General features: G+C 73.7%; 18 protein-coding genes. 5 read left to right on the forward strand and 13 right to left on the reverse strand.

Annotated features, from left to right (window positions below; all coding sequences use genetic code 11):
• Window positions 1–70: 70 nt before the first annotated feature.
• The 5 genes from ABT112_RS28905 to infC form a co-directional block, all read right to left on the reverse strand.
• On the reverse strand, window positions 71–1,240 hold the full coding sequence (locus ABT112_RS28905) for a sensor histidine kinase (RefSeq protein WP_351514512.1): 1,170 nt from the start codon (window positions 1,238–1,240) through the stop codon (window positions 71–73).
• A gap of 37 nt (window positions 1,241–1,277) precedes the next feature.
• Entirely contained in the window at window positions 1,278–2,132 is an 855-nt protein-coding gene (locus tag ABT112_RS28910) for a TrmH family RNA methyltransferase (RefSeq protein WP_351514514.1), read from the reverse strand.
• 118 nt (window positions 2,133–2,250) lie between these two features.
• Entirely contained in the window at window positions 2,251–2,634 is a 384-nt protein-coding gene (gene rplT, locus ABT112_RS28915; RefSeq protein WP_351514516.1) for a 50S ribosomal protein L20, read from the reverse strand.
• A 116-nt stretch (window positions 2,635–2,750) separates the two neighbouring features.
• Window positions 2,751–2,945 (reverse strand): 50S ribosomal protein L35, encoded by a 195-nt coding sequence (gene rpmI / locus ABT112_RS28920; protein WP_014175142.1) that lies wholly within the window; start codon window positions 2,943–2,945, stop codon window positions 2,751–2,753.
• Window positions 2,946–3,070: 125 nt separating this feature from the next.
• Window positions 3,071–3,727, reverse strand: a complete 657-nt coding sequence (gene infC, locus ABT112_RS28925) for a translation initiation factor IF-3 (protein ID WP_502975479.1) — start codon at window positions 3,725–3,727, stop codon at window positions 3,071–3,073.
• Window positions 3,728–4,079: 352 nt separating this feature from the next.
• Here infC and ABT112_RS28930 point away from each other — a divergent pair, with 352 nt between their 5' ends.
• Entirely contained in the window at window positions 4,080–4,466 is a 387-nt protein-coding gene (locus tag ABT112_RS28930) for a DUF1844 domain-containing protein (RefSeq protein WP_351514520.1), read from the forward strand.
• A 168-nt stretch (window positions 4,467–4,634) separates the two neighbouring features.
• Here ABT112_RS28930 and ABT112_RS28935 read toward each other — a convergent pair whose 3' ends face one another.
• From ABT112_RS28935 to ABT112_RS28950, 4 genes are all read right to left on the reverse strand, one after another.
• Window positions 4,635–5,402 (reverse strand): MIP family channel protein, encoded by a 768-nt coding sequence (locus ABT112_RS28935; protein WP_502975478.1) that lies wholly within the window; start codon window positions 5,400–5,402, stop codon window positions 4,635–4,637.
• A 57-nt stretch (window positions 5,403–5,459) separates the two neighbouring features.
• The gene (locus ABT112_RS28940) at window positions 5,460–6,200 is read right to left on the reverse strand and encodes an SseB family protein (RefSeq protein WP_351514522.1); all 741 of its coding nucleotides are present in this window, start codon (window positions 6,198–6,200) and stop codon (window positions 5,460–5,462) included.
• Between the two features lie 22 nt (window positions 6,201–6,222).
• Window positions 6,223–7,500, reverse strand: coding sequence for a type VII secretion-associated serine protease mycosin (mycP, locus tag ABT112_RS28945; RefSeq protein WP_351514524.1), 1,278 nt, complete (start codon window positions 7,498–7,500; stop codon window positions 6,223–6,225).
• A 92-nt stretch (window positions 7,501–7,592) separates the two neighbouring features.
• Window positions 7,593–8,699, reverse strand: coding sequence for a hypothetical protein (locus tag ABT112_RS28950; protein ID WP_351514526.1), 1,107 nt, complete (start codon window positions 8,697–8,699; stop codon window positions 7,593–7,595).
• 1,358 nt (window positions 8,700–10,057) lie between these two features.
• On the opposite strand from ABT112_RS28950, the gene ABT112_RS28955 reads away from it, so the two are divergent.
• Window positions 10,058–11,257, forward strand: coding sequence for an amino acid deaminase/aldolase (locus tag ABT112_RS28955; protein WP_351514528.1), 1,200 nt, complete (start codon window positions 10,058–10,060; stop codon window positions 11,255–11,257).
• A gap of 99 nt (window positions 11,258–11,356) precedes the next feature.
• Here ABT112_RS28955 and ABT112_RS28960 read toward each other — a convergent pair whose 3' ends face one another.
• From ABT112_RS28960 to ABT112_RS28975, 4 genes are all read right to left on the reverse strand, one after another.
• Window positions 11,357–12,331 (reverse strand): DUF2510 domain-containing protein, encoded by a 975-nt coding sequence (locus tag ABT112_RS28960; protein ID WP_351514545.1) that lies wholly within the window; start codon window positions 12,329–12,331, stop codon window positions 11,357–11,359.
• Window positions 12,332–12,478: 147 nt separating this feature from the next.
• The gene (locus ABT112_RS28965; protein ID WP_351514530.1) at window positions 12,479–13,264 is read right to left on the reverse strand and encodes a 3-oxoacyl-ACP reductase; all 786 of its coding nucleotides are present in this window, start codon (window positions 13,262–13,264) and stop codon (window positions 12,479–12,481) included.
• Window positions 13,261–14,631: an aldehyde dehydrogenase family protein gene (locus ABT112_RS28970; protein WP_351514532.1), complete on the reverse strand. Its 1,371-nt coding sequence runs from the start codon at window positions 14,629–14,631 to the stop codon at window positions 13,261–13,263. Before ABT112_RS28970 ends, ABT112_RS28965 begins: the two co-directional genes overlap by 4 nt.
• Before the next feature lie 68 nt (window positions 14,632–14,699).
• Window positions 14,700–16,067, reverse strand: a complete 1,368-nt coding sequence (locus tag ABT112_RS28975) for a glutamine synthetase family protein (protein ID WP_351514534.1) — start codon at window positions 16,065–16,067, stop codon at window positions 14,700–14,702.
• Between the two features lie 73 nt (window positions 16,068–16,140).
• On the opposite strand from ABT112_RS28975, the gene ABT112_RS28980 reads away from it, so the two are divergent.
• The 3 genes from ABT112_RS28980 (at window position 16,141) to ABT112_RS28990 (ending at window position 19,392) form a co-directional block, all read left to right on the forward strand.
• Complete coding sequence (locus tag ABT112_RS28980) at window positions 16,141–16,884, forward strand: FadR/GntR family transcriptional regulator (RefSeq protein ID WP_351514536.1); 744 nt, start codon at window positions 16,141–16,143, stop codon at window positions 16,882–16,884.
• Between the two features lie 307 nt (window positions 16,885–17,191).
• Window positions 17,192–18,658, forward strand: coding sequence for an ethanolamine permease (gene eat / locus ABT112_RS28985; RefSeq protein WP_351514538.1), 1,467 nt, complete (start codon window positions 17,192–17,194; stop codon window positions 18,656–18,658).
• 32 nt (window positions 18,659–18,690) lie between these two features.
• On the forward strand, window positions 18,691–19,392 hold the full coding sequence (locus ABT112_RS28990) for a gamma-glutamyl-gamma-aminobutyrate hydrolase family protein (RefSeq protein WP_351514540.1): 702 nt from the start codon (window positions 18,691–18,693) through the stop codon (window positions 19,390–19,392).
• Window positions 19,393–19,603 lie beyond the last annotated feature (211 nt).

The raw sequence follows: 19,603 nt of genomic DNA on the forward strand, positions 1-19,603 counted from the left end.
AAGCCGAGTCTACGGGGCTGGCGGTGAGGGTGCCCCCACCGGAGGCAGGGGGGAGGGAGCCCGTGGTGCCTCAGGCCATGAAGGCCGGGACCGCCACGGGCAGGGTAAATCGGAACTGGGCACCGCCGCCGGGGGCGCGGCCGACCTCGATAACCCCGCCGTGCGCCTCCACGATGCCCTTGACGATGTAGAGGCCCAGCCCGGTGCCGCCGCGCTTGCTGCCCCGCCAGAAGCGGGTGAACACGCGGCTCATCGATTCCTCCGGGATGCCGGAGCCCTCGTCGCTCACGGTGACGGCCGTTCCTTCTTCCAGGCTGCGGGTGGGGGCGGGTGCCACCTCGATGGTGACGGTTCCCTCGCCGTGCCGCACCGCATTTTCCAGCAGGTTGCCCAGCACCTGGTCGACCTTGTCGGGGTCGGCCCACAGCGCGGGCAGCGGGTGCACGGTGCGGACGTCGAAGCGGTCGCCGGGCTGTCCGGTGCCGGTGAGCGAGGCCACGTGCCGCTGGACGGCGGCGACCATGTCGACCGGCTGGCGGCGGACCTCCAGCCGGCCCGAGTCGATCCGGGAGATGTCGAGGAGCTCGGCGATGAGCCGGGTCACCCGGTTCGCGTCCGCGTCGACCGTCTCCAGCATCAGCCGCTTCTGGTCGTCGGTGAACCGCTCCCACTTGGCGAGCAGCGTCGCGGTGAAGCCCTTGACGGAGGTCAGCGGCGAGCGCAGCTCATGGGCGACGGTGGCGATCAGCTCGGCGTGGCTGCGCTCGGTGCGGCGGCGGGCCTCGGTGCCGCGGAGGGTGACGACCAGCCGGTGGAGCGGCCCGGTGGGGCGGCGGCGCACGTAGCGCGCGGAGACCAGGACCTCGCGCCCGCCGGGGAGCAACAGATTCCGCTCCGGCTGGCCGATGCGGATCGCGAGGCCGCCGTACGGGTCGGTGACGGTCCACCACCGGCGGCCCTCGAGGTCCTCCAGCGGCAGTGCGCGCTCCAGCGGCCGGCCGATGGCCTCGGACGGGGGCAGCGCGGTGATCCGGGCGGCGGCGGCGTTGAAGCAGAGGATCCGGCCGGTCTCGTCGGCGACGACGAGACCGTCGGGCAGGTCGTCGGGGCCCAGGCCCAGTCCGTCCAGGCCCAGTCCGTCCGGGCCCGGTCCGGCGAGTGCGGAGCCGTGGCCGGGGAGGGCACCGGTCGCGGGCGCGGCCGCGCTCCGTGCGCACTCGGCCGCAGTCCTGGCGTCCATCCCCACACCCCCTGGTCGCACCCCCGCGGCAACCTTACTAGCTCGGAGTGACGGAGCGGCACCCTCCGGATGCGCGCTGCGCACGGGCCGATGCATAGAGGCACACGGCGGCGGCCGTTGCGAGATTGAGGCTCTCGGCCTGTCCGTGAATGGGGACGCGCACCACCTCGTCCGCCAGTGCGCGGGTCTCCTCCGGGAGGCCCCAGGCCTCGTTGCCGAAGATCCAGGCGGTGGGGCCGCCCAGGACGCCCTCGTCGAGCTCGGTGTCGAGGTCGCGCTCGCCCGCGCCGTCCGCGGCGACCATCCGTACGCCGGTGCCCCGCAGCCCGTCCACCACCCGGTCGACGGGGACGCCGACGGCCACGGGGAGGTGGAAGAGGCTGCCGACCGAGGCCCGGACGGACTTGGGGTTGTAGAGGTCGACGGAGGCGTCGGTGAGGACGACGGCGTCGGCTCCGGCCGCGTCGGCGCAGCGCAGCACGGTCCCGGCGTTGCCGGGGTCGCGGACGTTGGCGAGGACGGCGACCAGCCGCGGCCGGTCCCGGAGGATCTCGTCGAAGGGCCGGTCGAGGAAGCGGCAGACGCCGACCAGGCCCTGCGGGGTGACGGTCTGCGAGAGCTCGGCGACGACGTCGTCCGGGGCGGTGTGGATCCGCGCCCCCGCGGCCCGGGCGGCTTCGACGATGCCGGTGTGCCGCTCGGCGGCCTCCGCGGTGGCGAAGAGCTCGGTCAGGGTCGGCTCGCCGTCGCCGCGGTGCAGGGCCGCCTCCCGGACCGCCTGCGGCCCCTCGGCGAGGAACCGGCGCTCCTTGACCCGGAAGTTGCGCCGGGCGAGCCGGCGGGCGGCGGCGACGCGGGGGGAACGCGGGGAGATCGGCTCGGCAGGGCCCATGGACGGCGGCTCACTTCTCTGGGGCTCGGGCGACGGGGTGTACGGGAGCGGGGGCAGACAGCGACGGACCCGCAGGCCAGGGGCCTGCGGGTCCGTCCGACGCTGTCAGGCTGCCGGGTCAGGCGGCCTTCGGGGCGTTGACGTCGCTCGGCAGCGCCTTCTGGGCCACCTCGACGAGCGCGGCGAAGGCGTTGGCGTCGTTGACCGCGAGCTCGGCCAGCATCTTGCGGTCCACCTCGATGTTGGCGGCCTTCAGACCCTGGATGAAGCGGTTGTAGGTGATGCCGTTGGCGCGGGCAGCGGCGTTGATCCGCTGGATCCACAGCTGACGGAAGTCGCCCTTGCGCTTCTTGCGGTCGTTGTAGTTGTAGACCAGGGAGTGGGTGACCTGCTCCTTGGCCTTGCGGTACAGGCGCGAACGCTGACCGCGGTAGCCGCTGGCCTGCTCGAGGATCGCCCGGCGCTTCTTGTGAGCGTTGACTGCCCGCTTGACGCGTGCCACTTGTTAACTCCTTGTACGGGGCCGCGGGTGACTCACACGGCCCGGAATCGATGAGGTCCCGGTGGGTGACGTACGCCCCGGCCTGCAGCGTCGGTCCGACGCCCGGGGCGGCTGGGTCACTTGCCGAGAAGCTTCTTGATCTTCTTGGCGTCGGCCGGGGCCATCTCGGTCTTGCCGGCAAGGCGGCGCGTCAGCGTGGACGGCTTGTGCTCGAGAAGGTGGCGGCGACCGGCGCGCTGGCGCATCACCTTGCCGGAGCCGGTGAGCTTGAAGCGCTTGCTGGCACCACTGTGCGTCTTGTTCTTCGGCATGTCGCCGTTCTCTCCTCGTCGGTGGCGCTTCCGTCCGCGAGCCGGTGAAACCGGCACACGGAAGCGTCAGCTGGTTCGGTTGGTGTCCGGGGCCGGGACCCCGGGTTTCCCGGAGCGATCCGGGATCAGGCCTCGACGTGCTCCTCGGCGGCCTCGGCTGCCTCGGCAGCCTCAGCGGGAACGCCGGTGCGCTCCGCCTTGCGGGCGGCCTGCGCCTCACGGGCTTCGGCCATCGCCTCGGTCTTCTTCTTGTGCGGACCGAGAACCATGATCATGTTTCGGCCGTCCTGCTTCGGGTTCGACTCGACGAAACCGAGGTCCTGGACGTCCTCCGCGAGACGCTGCAGCAGTCGGTAGCCCAGCTCGGGGCGGGACTGCTCACGGCCACGGAACATGATCGTGATCTTGACCTTGTCGCCCTGCTTGAGGAACCGGACGACGTGACCCTTCTTGGTGTCGTAGTCGTGCGGGTCGATCTTCGGCCGGAGCTTCATCTCCTTGATGACCGTGTGCGCCTGGTTCTTGCGCGCCTCACGGGCCTTCATGGCCGACTCGTACTTGAACTTCCCGTAGTCCATGAGCTTGCACACGGGCGGGCGGGCGTTCGCCGCGACCTCGACGAGGTCGAGGTCGTACTCCTGCGCAAGCTCCAGTGCCTTGGCAAGCGGCACGATGCCGACCTGCTCGCCACTGGGACCGACAAGTCGCACCTCGGGGACTCGGATCCGGTCGTTGATGCGGGGCTCGGCGCTGATGGGGCCTCCTCGGTTGCACCACGCGATTGCCTGGCGGACAGCCGCGTCACGTCTGTTTCTGTCGACCCCTGCCGGACGTGAAAAACGCCCCGAACGGGACACAGGCGGGGCTCCTCGCATACCGGAGCACCGCCGCGGTGGCCGCGGGGCGCATCGGACAGGTCCGTCGTCCGTACGGAACGACGGGCTCTGTCTGACCGGTGACCCGCCGATCCGGGAGATCGGTCAGGTGGGAGTTCGGAGCCTCCACTTGTGGGCCGGGCACAGGCGTGTCCGGCCGGTCGTCATCAAGCATACCAGCGTTCGGCCCGGTCACCCACCGCGCGGGCAGGGGCCATAGGCTGATGTCAACTGTCCAGCCGAAAGTGAAGTCCTGAGTATGAGCGACGCCACCCCGCAGCAGCCGACGCCCGAGCCCACGGGGCAGTCTCCCGACTTCGACACGATGACCCGCGACATCGCGGACGTCCCCGCGGTCGAGGTGATCACCACCGTCGCCGTGCACCTGATGAGCGCGGCCGCGGTCAACCTGGGCCTCGCCGAGGACGGCTCCGACCACAAGGACCTGGACGAGGCACGGAAGCTGATCACCGCGCTGGCCGGCCTGGTCACCGCGAGCGCGACCGAGGTCGGGTCGTACCACGCCTCCCCGCTGCGCGACGGCCTGAAGTCGCTCCAGCTGGCCTTCCGGGAGGCCTCGGTGGTACCGGACGAGCCGGGCCAGGGGCCGGGCGAGAAGTTCACCGGTCCCGTCTACGGGAGCTGACGGGCCGGGGCCCGTCGTCGGGTCCGGGCTCGGTCGGGTCCGGGCTCGGTCAGGTCCAGGACTGTGCCCGGTCCGGCCACGGGCAGGCGGAGCGGGCTCGCAGGTTGCCCGCCCCGCTGTGGATCCCGTCCGGTCCGGTCCGGACGACGCCGGTACCGGGCCCGGCGGTCACTCGGCGGTCTCGGTGGCCGTCCGGGCGACGCCGACCGGCTCGGCGGGGTGCGTGACGCCGTGCACCAGCGCGGCGAGCGCCCCGCCCACCAGCGGCGCGATCAGGAACAGCCAGACCTGGGTCATCGCCTCCGCACCCGCGAAGAGCGCCGGGCCGAAGCTGCGCGCCGGGTTGACCGAGGCTCCCGTGAGCGGGATGCCGACCAGGCTGACCACGGCCAGGCACAGGCCCACCGGGAGACCGGCGAGACCGATCAGCACCAGGTTCCGGGTGACCGCGAGGTAGACGTAGACCAGCAGGAAGGTCAGCACGATCTCGGCCACGAACGCGCCGAAGATGTTGATCCCCACGGCCGAGCGGTATCCGTAGCCGTTGCTGCCGAAGCCGCCGGACGTCTCCAGGCCCGGCACCTGCTTCGCCACCAGGAAGAGCAGGGCCGCGCCGACGATCCCGCCCAGCAGCTGCGCCACCAGGTACTCCAGTGCGGTGCGCGGGGTGATGCGCCGGGCCAGCAGCATGCCGAGGGTGACCGCCGGGTTGAGGTGGCAGCCCGAGATCTGGCCGAACGTGTAGGCGAGGGCCAGCAGCACGAAGCCGAAGGACAGGGCGATGCCGACGGTGCCCACGTACTCGGCGCCCAGCACCGCCGACCCGACGGCGAAGAACACGAGCAGCAGGGTGCCGAGGAACTCCGCCACGACCGTGCGCACGTCGATCGACTCGAGGCCGGTCCTGCGTGTCGCCGTCTCCGCCGTCTCCGCCATCTCGCCCTCCAAGCAAAGATCACAAAGCCTCTCTGCATTGTGGGGCGGATCAGCGCATCACGCCTGCCGGGCGAAGAGCGGCTCCCCCGGGACCGTGGCGGCGGCCGGCAGCAGCGCCAGGTCCAGTCCGCGGACCAGCCGGGCCCGCAGGGTCTCGTCCCCGGCCAGCGCGGTCGCCACGCGCTGCGCCACGTCGCGGGCCGGCGCCTCGGGCGCGAGGCACAGCGCGAGGGTGCCGTCGGCGCTGCCGCCGGGTGCCAGGTGAGCCCGCAGCACCGCGGGCTCGTCGGCCAGCACCGTCCGTACGGCGTCCGCCACGGCGGGGTCGGCGAGCGGGTCGGTGCTCTCCCGGCCCTCGGCGAGGGCGAGCAGCGCGGGCCCGGTCAGCTGGTAGGGCACCGGGCCGGCGAGGTCGAGGACGACGGTGTCGGCCTGCTCGTGCGCGGCCGCCCGGAGCGCCTGGTACAGCGGGACCGCCACCGGGCGGGCCTGCGGGTCCCAGCGGGCCAGGGACTCGGTGGAGGTGAACGCGGGCAGGGCGCGGCGGCCGCCCGGGCCCGTCAGCGTGGGCACGGCCATGTCGCTGGACTTCTCGCGGCGCAGCCCGTCCGGCCCGGTCTCCGCCTCGCCGAGGACCGCGACCACGGGCACCAGGAGCCGGGCGCCGGGGAGGGCGGCGAGCACACCGGGCTCCGCCGCGGGGTCGTCGGCGTAGGCGGCCAGGGCCGCTGTCAGCCGGGGGTCGGCGGAGCCGTCGTCATCGGAGAACCCGGAGTCCGGGATGTTCTTGAGGGCCACGCCCCGAGGGTATCGGCCCGGCTCAGCGGGGCTGCGCGGGCGTCCGGCCGCGGCGCCACAGCACGACGGCGGCGCCGAGCAGGAGCGCGCCGACGGCTCCCGCGGCAGCGGCCGGCAGCCCCGTCACCGGGTCCTCGCCGGCGTCCCCGTCGGGGCCCGCTCCGAAGTACTGCCGGCCGTACGGAGCGGCGTCGGGGTGCTGCGGCCGGGGCCGGAGCTTCTCCCCCGCGTCGATCGCCGCCGGGACGTCGACCAGGCCGGCGCCGCGGTCGTCGCTGTGCCCGCCCTCCGGCCGGTCCCGCGCGGTGTCGGCGAGCAGCTTCTTGATCTGGACCGGGGTCAGTTCGGGGTGCGCGGAGCGCACCAGGGCGACGGCGCCCGAGACGAAGGCGGCGGCGGCGCTGGTGCCCCAGCCCTTGTAGTAGCGCCGGTCGGGGTCGGCGATGACCACGTCCACGCCGGGCGCGGCGACCGTGGCGTACCAGCGGCGGGTGGAGAAGGCCGCCCGGTTGCCGTAGCGGTCCACCGCGGTCACGGCGATCACTCCGGGATAGGCGGCCGGATAGGAGGCCCGTTCCCCCTTCTCGCCGCCGTTGCCCGCCGAGGCGACCACCACCGCGCCCCGGCTCAGGGCGTACTGCACCGCGGCGTCCTCCTGCGGCTCGGGGTGGGCCGACTTGCTGTCGTCGCCGAGCGACAGGTTGATCACGTCGGCGCCGTGGTCGGCGGCCCAGCGGATGCCGTCGGCCAGGGCGTTGCCGCGGGCTCCGCGGGCCCGGGTGCGGGCCGGGTCGGAATCCTCGAGGATCACCCGGACCGGAAGGATCTTGACGCGTGGCGCGACGCCGACGACGCCGTCCTCCTGGCCGGTGCCGTGGCCGTGCCCGGCGATGATCCCGGCCATGGCGGTGCCGTGCCGCGCCCAGGCGCGGTCGCCGCGTCCCGCGCCGAAGCCGATCAGGTCCTTGCCGGTGAGGACCTGGCCCGCGAGGTCCGGGTGCTGGTCGTCCACCCCGGTGTCGAGGACGGCGACGGTGACGTCCTCGCCCTTGGTCGTCCGCCAGGCCTTCTCGACCCCGAGGGAGTCGAGGGCCCACTCCTGGGACCGTATGCCATCCGCCTGCGCGGGGACGGCGGGGAGCACGGCGAGGGCGGCCGAGGCGGTCGCGAGCGCGAGTGTCCGCAGGGCACGGCGCGGGCGGCGGGCCTTGGGCCGCGAACCGGGCCCCGGGGTTCCGCCCGATTCCCCCGCTCCGTCCGGGCCCGAGGGCGCGCGGCGCTGCGGCCGAGGAGCGGTCATGGGGTGCCATCCGGGGGCGCGGTGGCGGCGCTGAGCAGGCTCCGTTCCGTCCCGGCCCGACGGCGGCGCGGAGCGCTGCGGCCCGGAAGCGGTCACGAGGCGTCCTCCGACGGCGCGGTGGCGGCGCTGAGCAGGCCGCGTTCGATGCGGTCGGCCACCCCGCGGGCGTCGTGCCCGAGGCCGGCCTGGGCGGGTGCCGTGGTCGCGCCGGTGGCGGCCGCCTCGTCCGCGGGTTCCGGGGCCTCGACGGCGCGGCCGTCGGTGAAGCCGGAGACGGCGTACACCACGACCGGCGCATCGGTCAGCACCCGGACCACCCAGCTGCCGCGCTGGCGCGCGCCGAAGGTCGCCGCGGCCGTGCCCTCGGCCGCGTACGGCCGGGGCATGAGATCGGAGCGCCGGCCGAGCCTCTCGGCGCTGAAGCGCCGGGCCGCGGCCCGCATGCCGTCCGGGTCCGCCTTGGTGAACATCAGACCGACGGTCGTCACCGTGCTGGTGGTCGCGTCGGTGTAGGTGGCGCGCAGCAGCCGGGTGCAGCCGACCGGGGAGAGCGCCTTGGCGAGCAGCCGGTCGAAGGCGTTGGCGCAGCCGCTGTCCGGGGCGACCGCGATCCGGGTCCACTCGCGGTCGGCGCCGCCGGGGCCCGCCGCCTTGCCGTGCAGGGTGCGGGGGAAGAGCTCGTCGACGGGACGGTTGTGCCACAGGCCGCGGGCCCGGTGAAAGGCCTCTCCGGTCGCGGCGGGTACCTCGGATTCGCCGGTGAGCCAGCTCCCGGCCGCGGCTCCGCCGAGGAGCCCGAGGCCGAGGACGAGACAGGCGGCGACGGCCGCCATGCGCACCGGCGGGGGTATCCGCCGGGGCGCGGGGACGGCCGGGACACCCCAGAGCTGCTGCCCCTGCTGCCCCTGCTGCCCCTGCTGTCCCTGCTGTCCCTGCTGCGGAACGGTGCCCGGGCCGGGGCCGTGCCAGGTCGTGGGCGGTACGGCGGGCAGGGGGAAGGCCGGGGCCGGGGTGGTGGGGGCCGAGGCGGAGGGGACCGACGGGGGCGAAGAGGACGGGACCGGCGAGGCCGCGCGGGCGGAGGCTGCCGGAGGGGTGGTGCCCGCCGTGGTTCGGGGGGCGGTGGCAGGGCGCGCGGGTGCGGGTCCGGCCGGGGCTCCGGTGCGGGGCGCCGTGCTGGGCGGGGCGCCGGCGTTCACGGCGGGCGTGGCCGGGGCTCCGGCGGCGGCACTGCGCGTGCCCGGCGTTCCGGTGGCGGGCGCCACCCCGGTGCGCGGGCTTGGGGCTCCCCCGACGTAGGGCCGCGAGGCCGGGGCGGGTCCCGGTACGGCGGTGGGGGCGGGCCCCGGGAGGCGGTCTCCCGGAGCCGGCGGGAGCAGCCCGCGCGCGTCCCGGTCCGGTGCGGGACGGGAGGCGGGACGGTTCTGCGCGGCGCGATTCCGGGCGGGACGGTTCTGGGAGGGCTGGTCCTGGGAGGGCTGCTCCTGGGTCTGCCGGTCCTGAGCAGACCCGGCCAGGGCGGACCCGTCCTGAGCAGGCCTCTGCGCGGGGCGGTTCTGGGCCTGCCGGTCCTGGGCAGACCCGGTCGGAGCGGACCCGGCCCGGGCAGGCCCTTGCGCGGGGCGGTCCTGCGCGGGGCGGTCCTGCGCGGATCGGTCCGGGGCCTGCCGATCCTGGGCAGGCCTCTGCGCTGACCGGTCCTGGGCGGGCCGCGACCGGTCCTGGGCGGCCCGCTTCACGAGCCGGTCCTGGGCGGGGGCAGTGGCCGGGGCACCCGAGGTGCGCTGCGTACCGGGAACCGCGGTACCCGCCGAGGGGCGCGGCCCGGTTCCCCCCGAGGGGCGCGACATGTTTCCCGCCGAGGGGCGCGAGGCGTTCGGACGGCTGCCGGCCGCTCCTTCGCGCCGGGCCGTCGCGACGTCGCCCGGGGTGGTGTCGGCCCGAACGGCGGTATCGGCGCGAACGGTGGTGTCGGCCCGAACGGCAGTGTCGTCCGGCAGCGCCTCGTCGCCGGTCCGGACGGGGCGTCGGGGCGTGGTGTCGGTGGGGCCCGCTCCGCGGTCCGTTCCACCCCGGGGGCCGGTGGCCGGCGGGGCCGCGGGGCGGGGCGGGACCCGGTGCGCGGAGGGCCCGGACGGAGTCGCGGCACCGTTCCGTGGCTGCGGGGCGGCCGGTTCGCGGACCGGACGGGGCGGATGCGGTGGCCGCGGCGGTACCGGCCGGGCCGGCGGCCCGCCCGCCGACGGGTGCTGCGGGGCGGAACCGGAAGCAGGAGCGGCGCCGCGCTGCTGGGGTACTTCGGAGGAGCGGGGCGAGGCCGCGCGCGGCGCTTCAGCGCTCATCGGCCCCCCTCATGTCGTGCGCTTTCACGGCCGACCGGCATGCGCGGCGGGCCAGTTCGCCGATGGGGACCGTCCGGCGACAGCCGACGGCCCACGGCGTGCGCGTCACTTTACGTGCTGCCGAGGGCGGAGCGGCAACTGGATCGGACACATGACCGGGTTTGCCCGAACCACCCCACTACCCAGTGGTAACGGCGTTCTGGCAAGGTGGATCCATGGCCGACCCCGCTGCCGACCGGGCCCGCTACGACCGGGCCACCGCGCACCTCGACGCGCCGCTCGCGGTCGTGGACCTCGACGCGTTCGACGCCAACGCCGACGACCTCGTCCGGCGGGCGCGGGGCAAGCCGGTCCGGGTGGCGAGCAAGTCGGTACGCTGCCGGGCGCTGCTCGAGCGGGTGCTGGCGCGGGAGGGCTTCGCGGGCATCATGGCGTTCACCCTCGCGGAGTCGCTCTGGCTGGCGCGTTCCGGGTTCGAGGACGTCCTGCTCGCCTACCCCTCGGCCGACCGGGACCGCTTCGCCGAGCTGACGGGGGATCCGAAGCTCGCCGCCGCGGTGACGGTGATGGTGGACGACCCCGCGCAGCTCGATCTGATCGACGCCTCGCGCGGCGGGACGGAGGAGGTCCGGGTCTGCCTCGAGCTGGACACCTCGCTGTGGCTGCTGGGCGGCCGGGTGCGGGTGGGCGCGCGGCGTTCGCCCCTGCGCGCGCCGGAGCAACTCGCGGAGCTGGCCCGGTCGGTCGCGCGCCGCCCAGGCTTCCGCCTGGTGGGTGTGATGGCCTACGAGGGGCATGTCGCGGGCGTCGGTGACGCGGTCGCCGGGCGCCCGCTGCGGTCGTGCGCGATCCGGCTGATGCAGTCGGCGGCCAAGCGGGAGCTGGTGGTGCGGCGGGCGGAGGCGGTGCGCCGTGTCCGGGAGGTGGCGCCGGACCTGGAGTTCGTCAACGGCGGCGGCACGGGCAGTGTGCAGCACACGGCGGCCGAGGACGCGGTCACCGAAATCGCGGCGGGGTCGGGGCTGTTCGTACCGCGGCTGTTCGACCACTACACGTCGTTCCGGGGCCGGCCGGCCGCGCTGTTCGCGCAGCCCGTCGTACGGCGCCCCGGCATCGGTGTGGTCACCGTGCTCGGCGGCGGCTATCCCGCGTCGGGCGCACCGGGGGCGGACCGGCTGCCGCAGCCGTACCTCCCCGAGGGGCTGCGCTACGACCCGCAGGAGGGCCCCGGCGAGGTGCAGACGCCGCTGCTGGGCGGGCCGGCGGACGATCTGCTGATCGGCGACAAGGTCTGGTTCCGGCACGCCAAGGCCGGCGAGATGTGCGAACGCTTCGACGCCCTGCACCTGGTCCGGGGCGACCGGGTGACCGACACCGTGCCGACCTACCGGGGCGAGGGCCGCACGTTCCTCTGATGCCGTGGCGGTCTCCCACGCCGTGGCGCGAGGGGCGCCCGGCGCCCGACTCTCCGCCGGGGCCGGGCCCCTCCCGGACGGCAGATCCCGTCCGTCCCCTCAGATGCTCCCGCCCGCGCCGCCGGCTCCCAGCGGTGCGATGCCCTCGGCGATGGCGTCCATGTCGGTGAGCGGCGGTACCTCGCCTCCGGCGTCGAAGCCGAAGCGGACCAGGACCAGGGCCTTCCCTCCGTCGGGTGCGGGGAAGGCGAGGGACTGGACGACGCCGCCGTCGCCCTTCTTCGTCGTCACCTTCCAGCGCACCAGGTAGCCCTGCTGCCCGGCGACGGTCACGGCCTCGGCCCTGACCTGGCGGTGCGAGACCACCCCGCCGTACATCTGCTTGCCGGTGCGCGGGTCCTTGCCGTAGGAGCTCTCGGTGTTCTTGGCGATGTCCTCCTTGGCCACGCCCTCGGCGGTCGTCGCCTCGTAGCCGTTGGCCTCGCGGGTGAACACGCCGCCGCGCGCACAGGTGGTGTCCCGTTCGCCGGGACACGGGTACGGGCCGATGGTCAGCCCCGCGCCGCCGGTGCTGCTGCGGCTCTTGTCCCAGCCCTGGGGGACGGGCACGGAGATGCCGTTGGTGGCGTCCTGCACGGTGTCGGCCGGAGCGCTCGGAGTGCCGCTCGGCGCCCCGCCGTCGCCGGGTGCACCGGGCGTGGGCTGCTGCGGGCCGGTGCTCGGCCGCGCGTCGGCGGTGTCGGAGCTGTCCCCGCCGCTGGTCAGCAGAACGACACCGCCGACGATGGCGGCGACGAGGACGACCGCGGCACCGGCGATCGCCATCGTCCTGCCGCGGGACTCGCTGTCGGCCGGCTCCAGTCCGAAGGACGGCGGCGGCGAGAGCGGCGTGTCCAGGAAGCCGGAGTGCTGCGGCGGGCCGAATCCCGCCTGTTGCGCCGGAATCTCCGAGACGGCGGTGCCCTGCGGCTCGCGGGTGTAGTCGGTCCAGGTGGAGCCGTCCCACCAGCGTTCGAGGGCGGGGCCGTGGCCTGTCTGCCCGGGGTCTGGGTACCAGCCGGGCGGGGTCGTCATGCTCACGCGGGTCACCTTATGGCCTGGAGCCGTCATATGCCGACGCGAGGGCGGATTGAAGGTGGCGACCCCGGTGCCCCCGAACGGCACGACGGCACGGCGCCCGGAGCGCCGGCCGCCGTGCCGTCACCGAGGGTCCGGCTGGACCTACAGCGGGGTGACGTACGCGCCCGCGATACCGCCGTCGACGAGGAAGTCCGCCGCGTTGACGAACGAGGAGTCGTCGCTGGCGAGGAAGGCCACCGCGGCGGCCATCTCCTCGGGCTCGGCGAAGCGGCCCGACGGGACGTGGACGAGACGGCGCGCGGCGCGCTCCGGGTCCTTGGCGAACAGCTCCTTGAGCAGCGGGGTGTTGACCGGCCCCGGGCACAGCGCGTTGACCCGGATGCCCTCGCGGGCGAACTGGACGCCCAGCTCGCGGGACATGGCGAGCACGCCGCCCTTGGACGCGGTGTAGCTGATCTGCGACGTCGCCGCGCCCATCCGCGCCACGAAGGAGGCGGTGTTGATGATGGAGCCCTTGCCCTGGCGCTGCATGTAGGGGATGGCGTGCTTGCAGCAGAGGTAGACGGAGGTGAGGTTGACCTCCTGGACCCGCTTCCAGGCCTCCAGCCCGGTGGTGAGGATCGAGTCGTCGTCGGGCGGGGAGATGCCGGCGTTGTTGAAGGCGATGTCGACCGAACCGTAGGTCTCGAAGGCGGTCCGGAAGAGGGCCTCGACCTGGTCGGAGTCGGTGACGTCGACCTGGACGAAGAGCCCGCCGACCTCGGCGGCGGCGGCCTTGCCGGCGGTGTCGTCGATGTCCGCGCACACGACGTTCGCACCTTCGGAGGCCAGGCGGCGGGCTGTCGCCAGCCCGATGCCGCTGCCCGCGCCGGTGATGACGGCGGTACGTCCGACCAGTCGGCGGCACACAGGGGTCTGCTCGGTCACTTGCTCTCCTCGGTGCTGATGAACACGTTCTTGGTCTCGGTGAAGGCGGTGAGGGCGCCGGGGCCCAGCTCCCGGCCGAGTCCGGACTCGCCGAAGCCCCCGAAGGGTGTCCAGTAGCGGACGGCGCTGTGCGAGTTGACGGACAGGTTCCCGGCGGCGACGGCGCGGGAGACGCGCAGCGCGCGGCCGACGTCGCGGGTCCAGAGGGATCCGGCCAGGCCGTAGCGGGTGGCGTTGGCCAGCCGTACGGCGTCGGCCTCGTCCTCGAAGGGGAGGACGACGGCGACCGGTCCGAAGATCTCGTCGACGGCCGCGGGGTCGTCGGGCGAGTCCGGGGTGAGGACGGTCGCCGGGTACCAGAAGCCCTTGCCCGCGGGGGCGTCGCCGCGGATCGCCGCGGGCGCGTCCTCGGGGACGAAGGACCGGACGCGCTCCCGCTGCGCGGCGGAGATGAGCGGTCCCATGTCGGTGGCGGGATCGGCCGGGTCGCCGACGGTGACGGCCCGGACGGCGGGCTCGAGCAGTTCCATGAACCGTTCGTAGACGCTGCGCTGGACCAGGATCCGGGTGCGGGCGCAGCAGTCCTGGCCGGTGTTGTCCAGGAACGCGCCGGGTGCCGCCGCGGCGGCCTGCTCGATGTCGGCGTCGGCGAAGACGATGTTGGGGCTCTTGCCGCCGAGTTCGAGGGTCACCCGCTTCACGTCCGCGGCGCACTTGGCCATGATCTGCTTGCCGACGGCCGTCGAGCCGGTGAAGACGACCTTGGCGACGCCGGGGTGCTCGACGAGGGCGTTGCCGGCGACGGGTCCCGCGCCGGGCAGGACCTGGAAGAGCCCCTCGGGGAGCCCGGCCTCCAGGGCGAGTTCGCCCAGCCGCAGCGCGGTCAGCGGGGTGGTCTCGGCGGGCTTGAGCAGGACGGCGTTGCCCGCGGCGAGGGCGGGCGCGGTGCCCCAGGCGGCGATCGGCATGGGGAAGTTCCACGGGGCGATCACGGCGACGACGCCGAGCGGTTCGTGGAAGGTGACGTCGAGGCCGCCGGGGACGGGGATCTGGCTGCCGTTGAGGCGCTCGGCTCCGCCGGCCGCGTAGTCGAGGAGGTCCCGGACGTTGCCCGCCTCCCAGCGGGCGTTGCCGATGGGGTGCCCGGCCTCGCGGACCTCCAGCTGGGCGAGTTCCTCGATGTGGTCGTCGACCGTGGCGGCGAAGCGGCGCAGCAGCCGGGCCCGCTCGCCGGGGGCGAGGGCGGACCAGCTCCGCTGTGCCGTGGCCGCCCGGCGGACGGCGGCATCCACATCGGCCGGGGTGGCGTCGGGGACGGTGGCGATGACCTCTTCGGTCGCCGGGTTGAGGACCTGGTGCTCGTGCAACGTGCGTTCTCCTGGTGTTGACGGTGCGCCGGGGAGCGGAGGTCGGTCCGCTCGCGGAGCCCGGTGCGTCACATGCGCTCGAAGGACCGGAAGCGCTCCCAGTCCGTGACGGCGCTGTCGTAGGCGTCCTGCTCGATGCGGGCCATGTTGAGGTAGTGCTCGACCACCTCGTCGCCGAAGGCGGCCCGCGCGATGGGGCTGGCGGCCCACAGTTCGGCGGCGTCGCGGAGCGAGGTGGGGACGTGTTCGGCGTCGCCGTTGTAGGCGTTGCCGGTACACGCCTCCGGGAGCTCCAGTTCCTGCTCGATGCCGTACAGTCCGGCCGCGATCAGGCCCGCCACCGCGAGGTAGGGGTTGACGTCGCCGCCGGGGAGGCGGTTCTCGAAGCGGTGGGACTGGCCGTGGCCGATGATGCGCAGCGCACAGGTCCGGTTGTCGGGGCCCCACGCGGCGGCGGTCGGGGCGAAGGACCCGGGCCGGAACCGCTTGTAGGAGTTGATGTTGGGGGCGTAGAGCAGGGTGAAGTCGCGCAGGGCGGCGATCTGTCCGGCGAGGAAGTGCCGCATGATCTTGGACATGCCGTACTCGCCCTGTTCGTCGGCGAAGATCGGCTTGCCGAACTCGTCGCGCAGCGACAGGTGGATGTGGCACGAGTTGCCCTCGCGCTCGTCGTACTTCGCCATGAAGGTGAGCGCCATGCCCTCCTGCGCGGCGATCTCCTTGGCGCCGGTCTTGTAGACGGCGTGCTGGTCGCAGGTGGTGAGCGCGTCGTCGTAGCGGAAGGCGATCTCGTGCTGGCCGAGGTTGCACTCCCCCTTCGCCGACTCCACCGTCATGCCGGCCGCGCCCATCTCGTTGCGGATGCGGCGCAGCAGCGGCTCGACGCGGCTGGTGCCGAGGACCGAGTAGTCGACGTTGTACTGGTTGGCCGGGTTCATGTCGCGGTAGCCGCGCGACCAGGCCTCCTCGTAGGTGTCCTTGAAGACCATGAACTCCAGCTCGGTGCCTGCATAGGCACTCCAGCCGTGCTCGGCCAGCCGGTCGAGCTGACGGCGCAGGATCTGCCGCGGCGAGGCGACGACCGGGGAGCCGTCGTGCCAGGCCAGGTCGGCCGTGACGAGCGCGGTCCCGGGCTGCCAGGGGGTGCGGCGCAGGGTGCGGAGGTCGGCGTGCATGGCGAAGTCGCCGTAGCCGCGCTCCCAGGACGACATCGCGTACCCGTCGACCGTGTTGAGGTCGACGTCGACGGCGAGGAGGTAGTTGCACCCCTCGGTGCCGTTGTCCAGGACGTCGTCGAGGAAGAACCGGGCGGCGAACCGCTTGCCCTGGAGCCGCCCCTGCATATCGGTGAAGGCGAGCACTACGGTGTCGATCTCGCCTGCGTCGACGAGCGTGCGCAGTTCGTCGACGGAGAGCGGTGCTGTGCGGTCTGCCACGGGAAAAGCCTCCTGTCGGTGCAACCGGAGGCCTTAAGGTAATCGTGCAGACCATTGATTGGGAAGGGGTTCGATGGGCGACTTCCAGGACTCCGCTGACGCGGACCGACTCGCTCCGGTGCTGCGGCCGGTCCGGGCGGGGAACGGCTTCGAAGAGACGCTGGAGCAGATACTCCAGGTGGTCCGGCTCGGACTGGTGCCGCAGGGCGAGCGGCTCCCGGCCGAGCGGGAGCTGGCGGAGCGGCTGGGCGTGAGCCGGGTGACGCTGCGCGAGGTGCTGAAGGTGCTGACCGACCAGGGCCTGGTGGAGAGCCGGCGCGGCCGCTACGGCGGGACGTTCGTCCGGTACCGGCCCGACCCCGGACACAGTAATTCCGGCGATGAGCTGCGGCGACGCATCGAGACAGTGGACGTGGAGGACGTCCTGCGGTTCCGCGAGGTGCTGGAGGTGGGGGCGGCCGGACTCTGCGCGGCCCACGGGCTGTCCGAGGAGCAGGCGGAGCGGCTGCGCGGCGCCCTGGCCGCGACGCACGAGGCCCCGCTGGCGGACTACCGGCGGCAGGACACGATGCTGCATCTGACGCTGGCGGAGTTGTGCGGCTCCCCCTCGCTCGCCGCCCAGTACGTTGCCGTACGGGCGACCGTCAACGACCTGCTGGACTGCATTCCGCTGCTGGTCCGGAACCTGGAGCACTCCCAGCAGCAGCACAGCGCGCTGGTCGAGGCGGTGCTGGAGGGCGACGCCGACGCGGCGCGCGAGGTGATGCGGGAGCACTGCGGGGGGACGGCGGCGCTGCTGCGGGGCTTCCTGTCCTGAGCGCAGGGGCAGGCGGGACCGCACACCGGAAGCCCGGCCCCGACAGGCCGAGCCGCCCAAAAGGAGTGTGCCGACCCGGGTCCCCCGGTATACGGTCGGCCGCGCGGGACGCGCACCGCCGCACGCAGGCCCGCCGGGCGGCGCGGGATCCGGCCGCGGGCTCCGCGGAGCCGGTTCGCAGCGGTGCCGGTTCGCGCGTCCGAGGCGTTTTCGTAACCTCGGATTAACGCAAGACCCTTGCGTTCGGGTGCACCGGGGGACAAAGGTATGGCCCCACACCATTGACCCCTCAGGTCAGGAGCGGCTCATGGCCGACGGCACCGGCGCCCCCATCGCACCCCCCGCCGCAAGCGGCGGAACCTCCCCCGAAGACGCCTATCTGGAGAAGCGCACCCTGCGCAGAGGCAGCGCCGGCTGGCTGCTGCTCACCGGACTCGGCGTCGCGTACGTCGTCTCCGGCGACTTCTCCGGCTGGAACTTCGGTCTCGCGGAGGGCGGGTTCGGCGGTCTCGCCATCGCCGCCGTCCTCATGGGGCTGATGTACACCTGTATGGTCTTCGCCCTCGCCGAGCTGGCGGCGGTACTGCCGACGGCGGGCGGCGGATACGGCTTCGCCCGGCGTGCGCTGGGCACCTGGGGCGGCTTCCTCACCGGCACCGCCATCCTCATCGAGTACGTCCTGGCACCCGCCGCGATCTCGATCTTCATCGGGGACTACGTCGAGTCGCTGAAGCTCTTCGGCCTGGAGTCCGGCTGGCCCGTCTACCTCGCCTGCTTCGCCATCTTCATCGGCATCCACCTCTGGGGTGTGGGCGAGGCGCTGCGGTTCAGCTTCATCGTGACCGGCATCGCGGTCACCGCGCTGCTGATCTTCGCGGTCGGGGCGTTCACGGAGTTCGACGCGAGCGGGCTCAACGACATCGCCGTCGACCACAGCGCCTTCGGCTCCAGCTCCTGGCTGCCGTTCGGGGTGCTGGGCATCTGGGCGGCGTTCCCGTTCGGGATGTGGTTCTTCCTGGGTGTGGAGGGTGTGCCGCTGGCCGCCGAGGAGACCAAGGACCCGGCCCGTTCGCTGCCCAAGGCCATGTCGATCTCCATCGGCATCCTGCTGCTGCTCGCCCTGGTCACCTTCCTCGCGGCCACCGGCGCCCATGGCTCGGCAGCCGTGCAGGACGCGGGGAACCCGCTGGTGGCAGCCCTGGAAGGGGACGGCAAGCCGACCCTGCTGAGCCGCTTCGTGAACTACGCCGGTCTGGCCGGGCTCGTCGCCTCCTTCTTCTCCCTGATCTACGCCGGGTCGCGCCAGCTGTTCGCCCTCTCCCGGGCCGGCTACCTGCCGCGCTTCCTCTCCCTGACCAGCCGCCGCAAGGCCCCCTACATGGGTCTGCTGGTCCCCGGCGCCATCGGCTTCGCGCTGGCGGCGGCCACCGGCGACGGCGCGCGGATGCTCAACGTCGCCGTCTTCGGCGCGACCATCTCCTACGCCCTGATGTCCCTGTCGCACATCGTGCTGCGGCGCCGGGAGCCCGAACTGCCGCGCCCCTACCGGACGCCCGGCGGGATCGCGACGTCCTCCGTGGCGCTTGTGCTGGCATGCTCGGCCCTGGTGGCCACCTTCCTGGTGGACAAGGAGGCGGCGTTCATCGCGCTGGGCGTCTATGTCGTCGCCCTGGCCTACTTCGCCTTCTACTCCCGGCACCGCCTGGTGGCCTCCGCCCCCGAGGAGGAGTTCGCCGCGCTGGCGGCCGCCGAAGCCGAACTCGAACGCGACTGACCGCCCGACCGCAGCTCACCGGAGGAAAACCCGTGCCCAAGCCGCTCATCGGCATCTCGACCTATCTGGACTCCTCGGTGCGCTGGGGCGTCTGGCACCTGCCCGCGGCCCTGCTGCCGGCCGGCTACCACCGGCTCGTCCAGCGCGCGGGCGGCCTCGCCGCGATGCTGCCGCCGGACGACCCGGCGGAGGCCGAGGCCACCGTCGCGCGGCTGGACGGGGTGGTCATCTCCGGTGGCCCGGATGTCGAACCGGTCCGGTACGGGGCGCAGCCGCACCCCCGCACCGGGCCCCCCGCCCGGGAACGGGACGCCTGGGAACTCGCGCTCATCGAGGCGGCGCTGGCCGCCGGCAAGCCGCTGCTCGGCATCTGCCGCGGCATGCAGCTGCTCAATGTCGCGCTCGGCGGCACCCTGGTGCAGCACCTCCCCGAAACGGTCGGACACGACGGCCACTGCACGGAGCCGGGCGTCTTCGCCCGGCACGACGTGAAGCCGGTTCCGGGGACGCTGCTGGACCGCGTGCTGCCGGAGACGGTCGCCGTGCCCACCTATCACCACCAGTCGGTCGACCGCCTCGGCCGCGGCCTGATCGCCTGCGGGTTCGCGGAGGACGGCACGCCGGAGGCGGTCGAACTGCCGGACGCCGACGGCTTCGTCCTCGCGGTCCAGTGGCACCCGGAGGCCGGGGAGGACCTCCGGGTGATGGAGGCACTGGTGGCGGCGGCGCGGTAGCCCACCCGGAAGTCCCCCTGTCCAGCGCCATCGGCCTGATCGTGTCCGTCACGGTCCAACCCGGCGTCCACCTCGGCCCGTAGGCCGGCATCACGAAGGCCCGACCTCCCCGACCTGGCGGTTTCTAGCGGTCGTCGCAACACGTGGTCGTGTTGATTAGGCCGTGAGCAGTTTATGCAGGCGCTCGGCTGGGGTTTCCCAGCCGAGCGTT

The organism is Streptomyces sp. NPDC002055, assembly GCF_040296705.1.
Classification (GTDB): Bacteria; Actinomycetota; Actinomycetes; order Streptomycetales; family Streptomycetaceae; genus Streptomyces.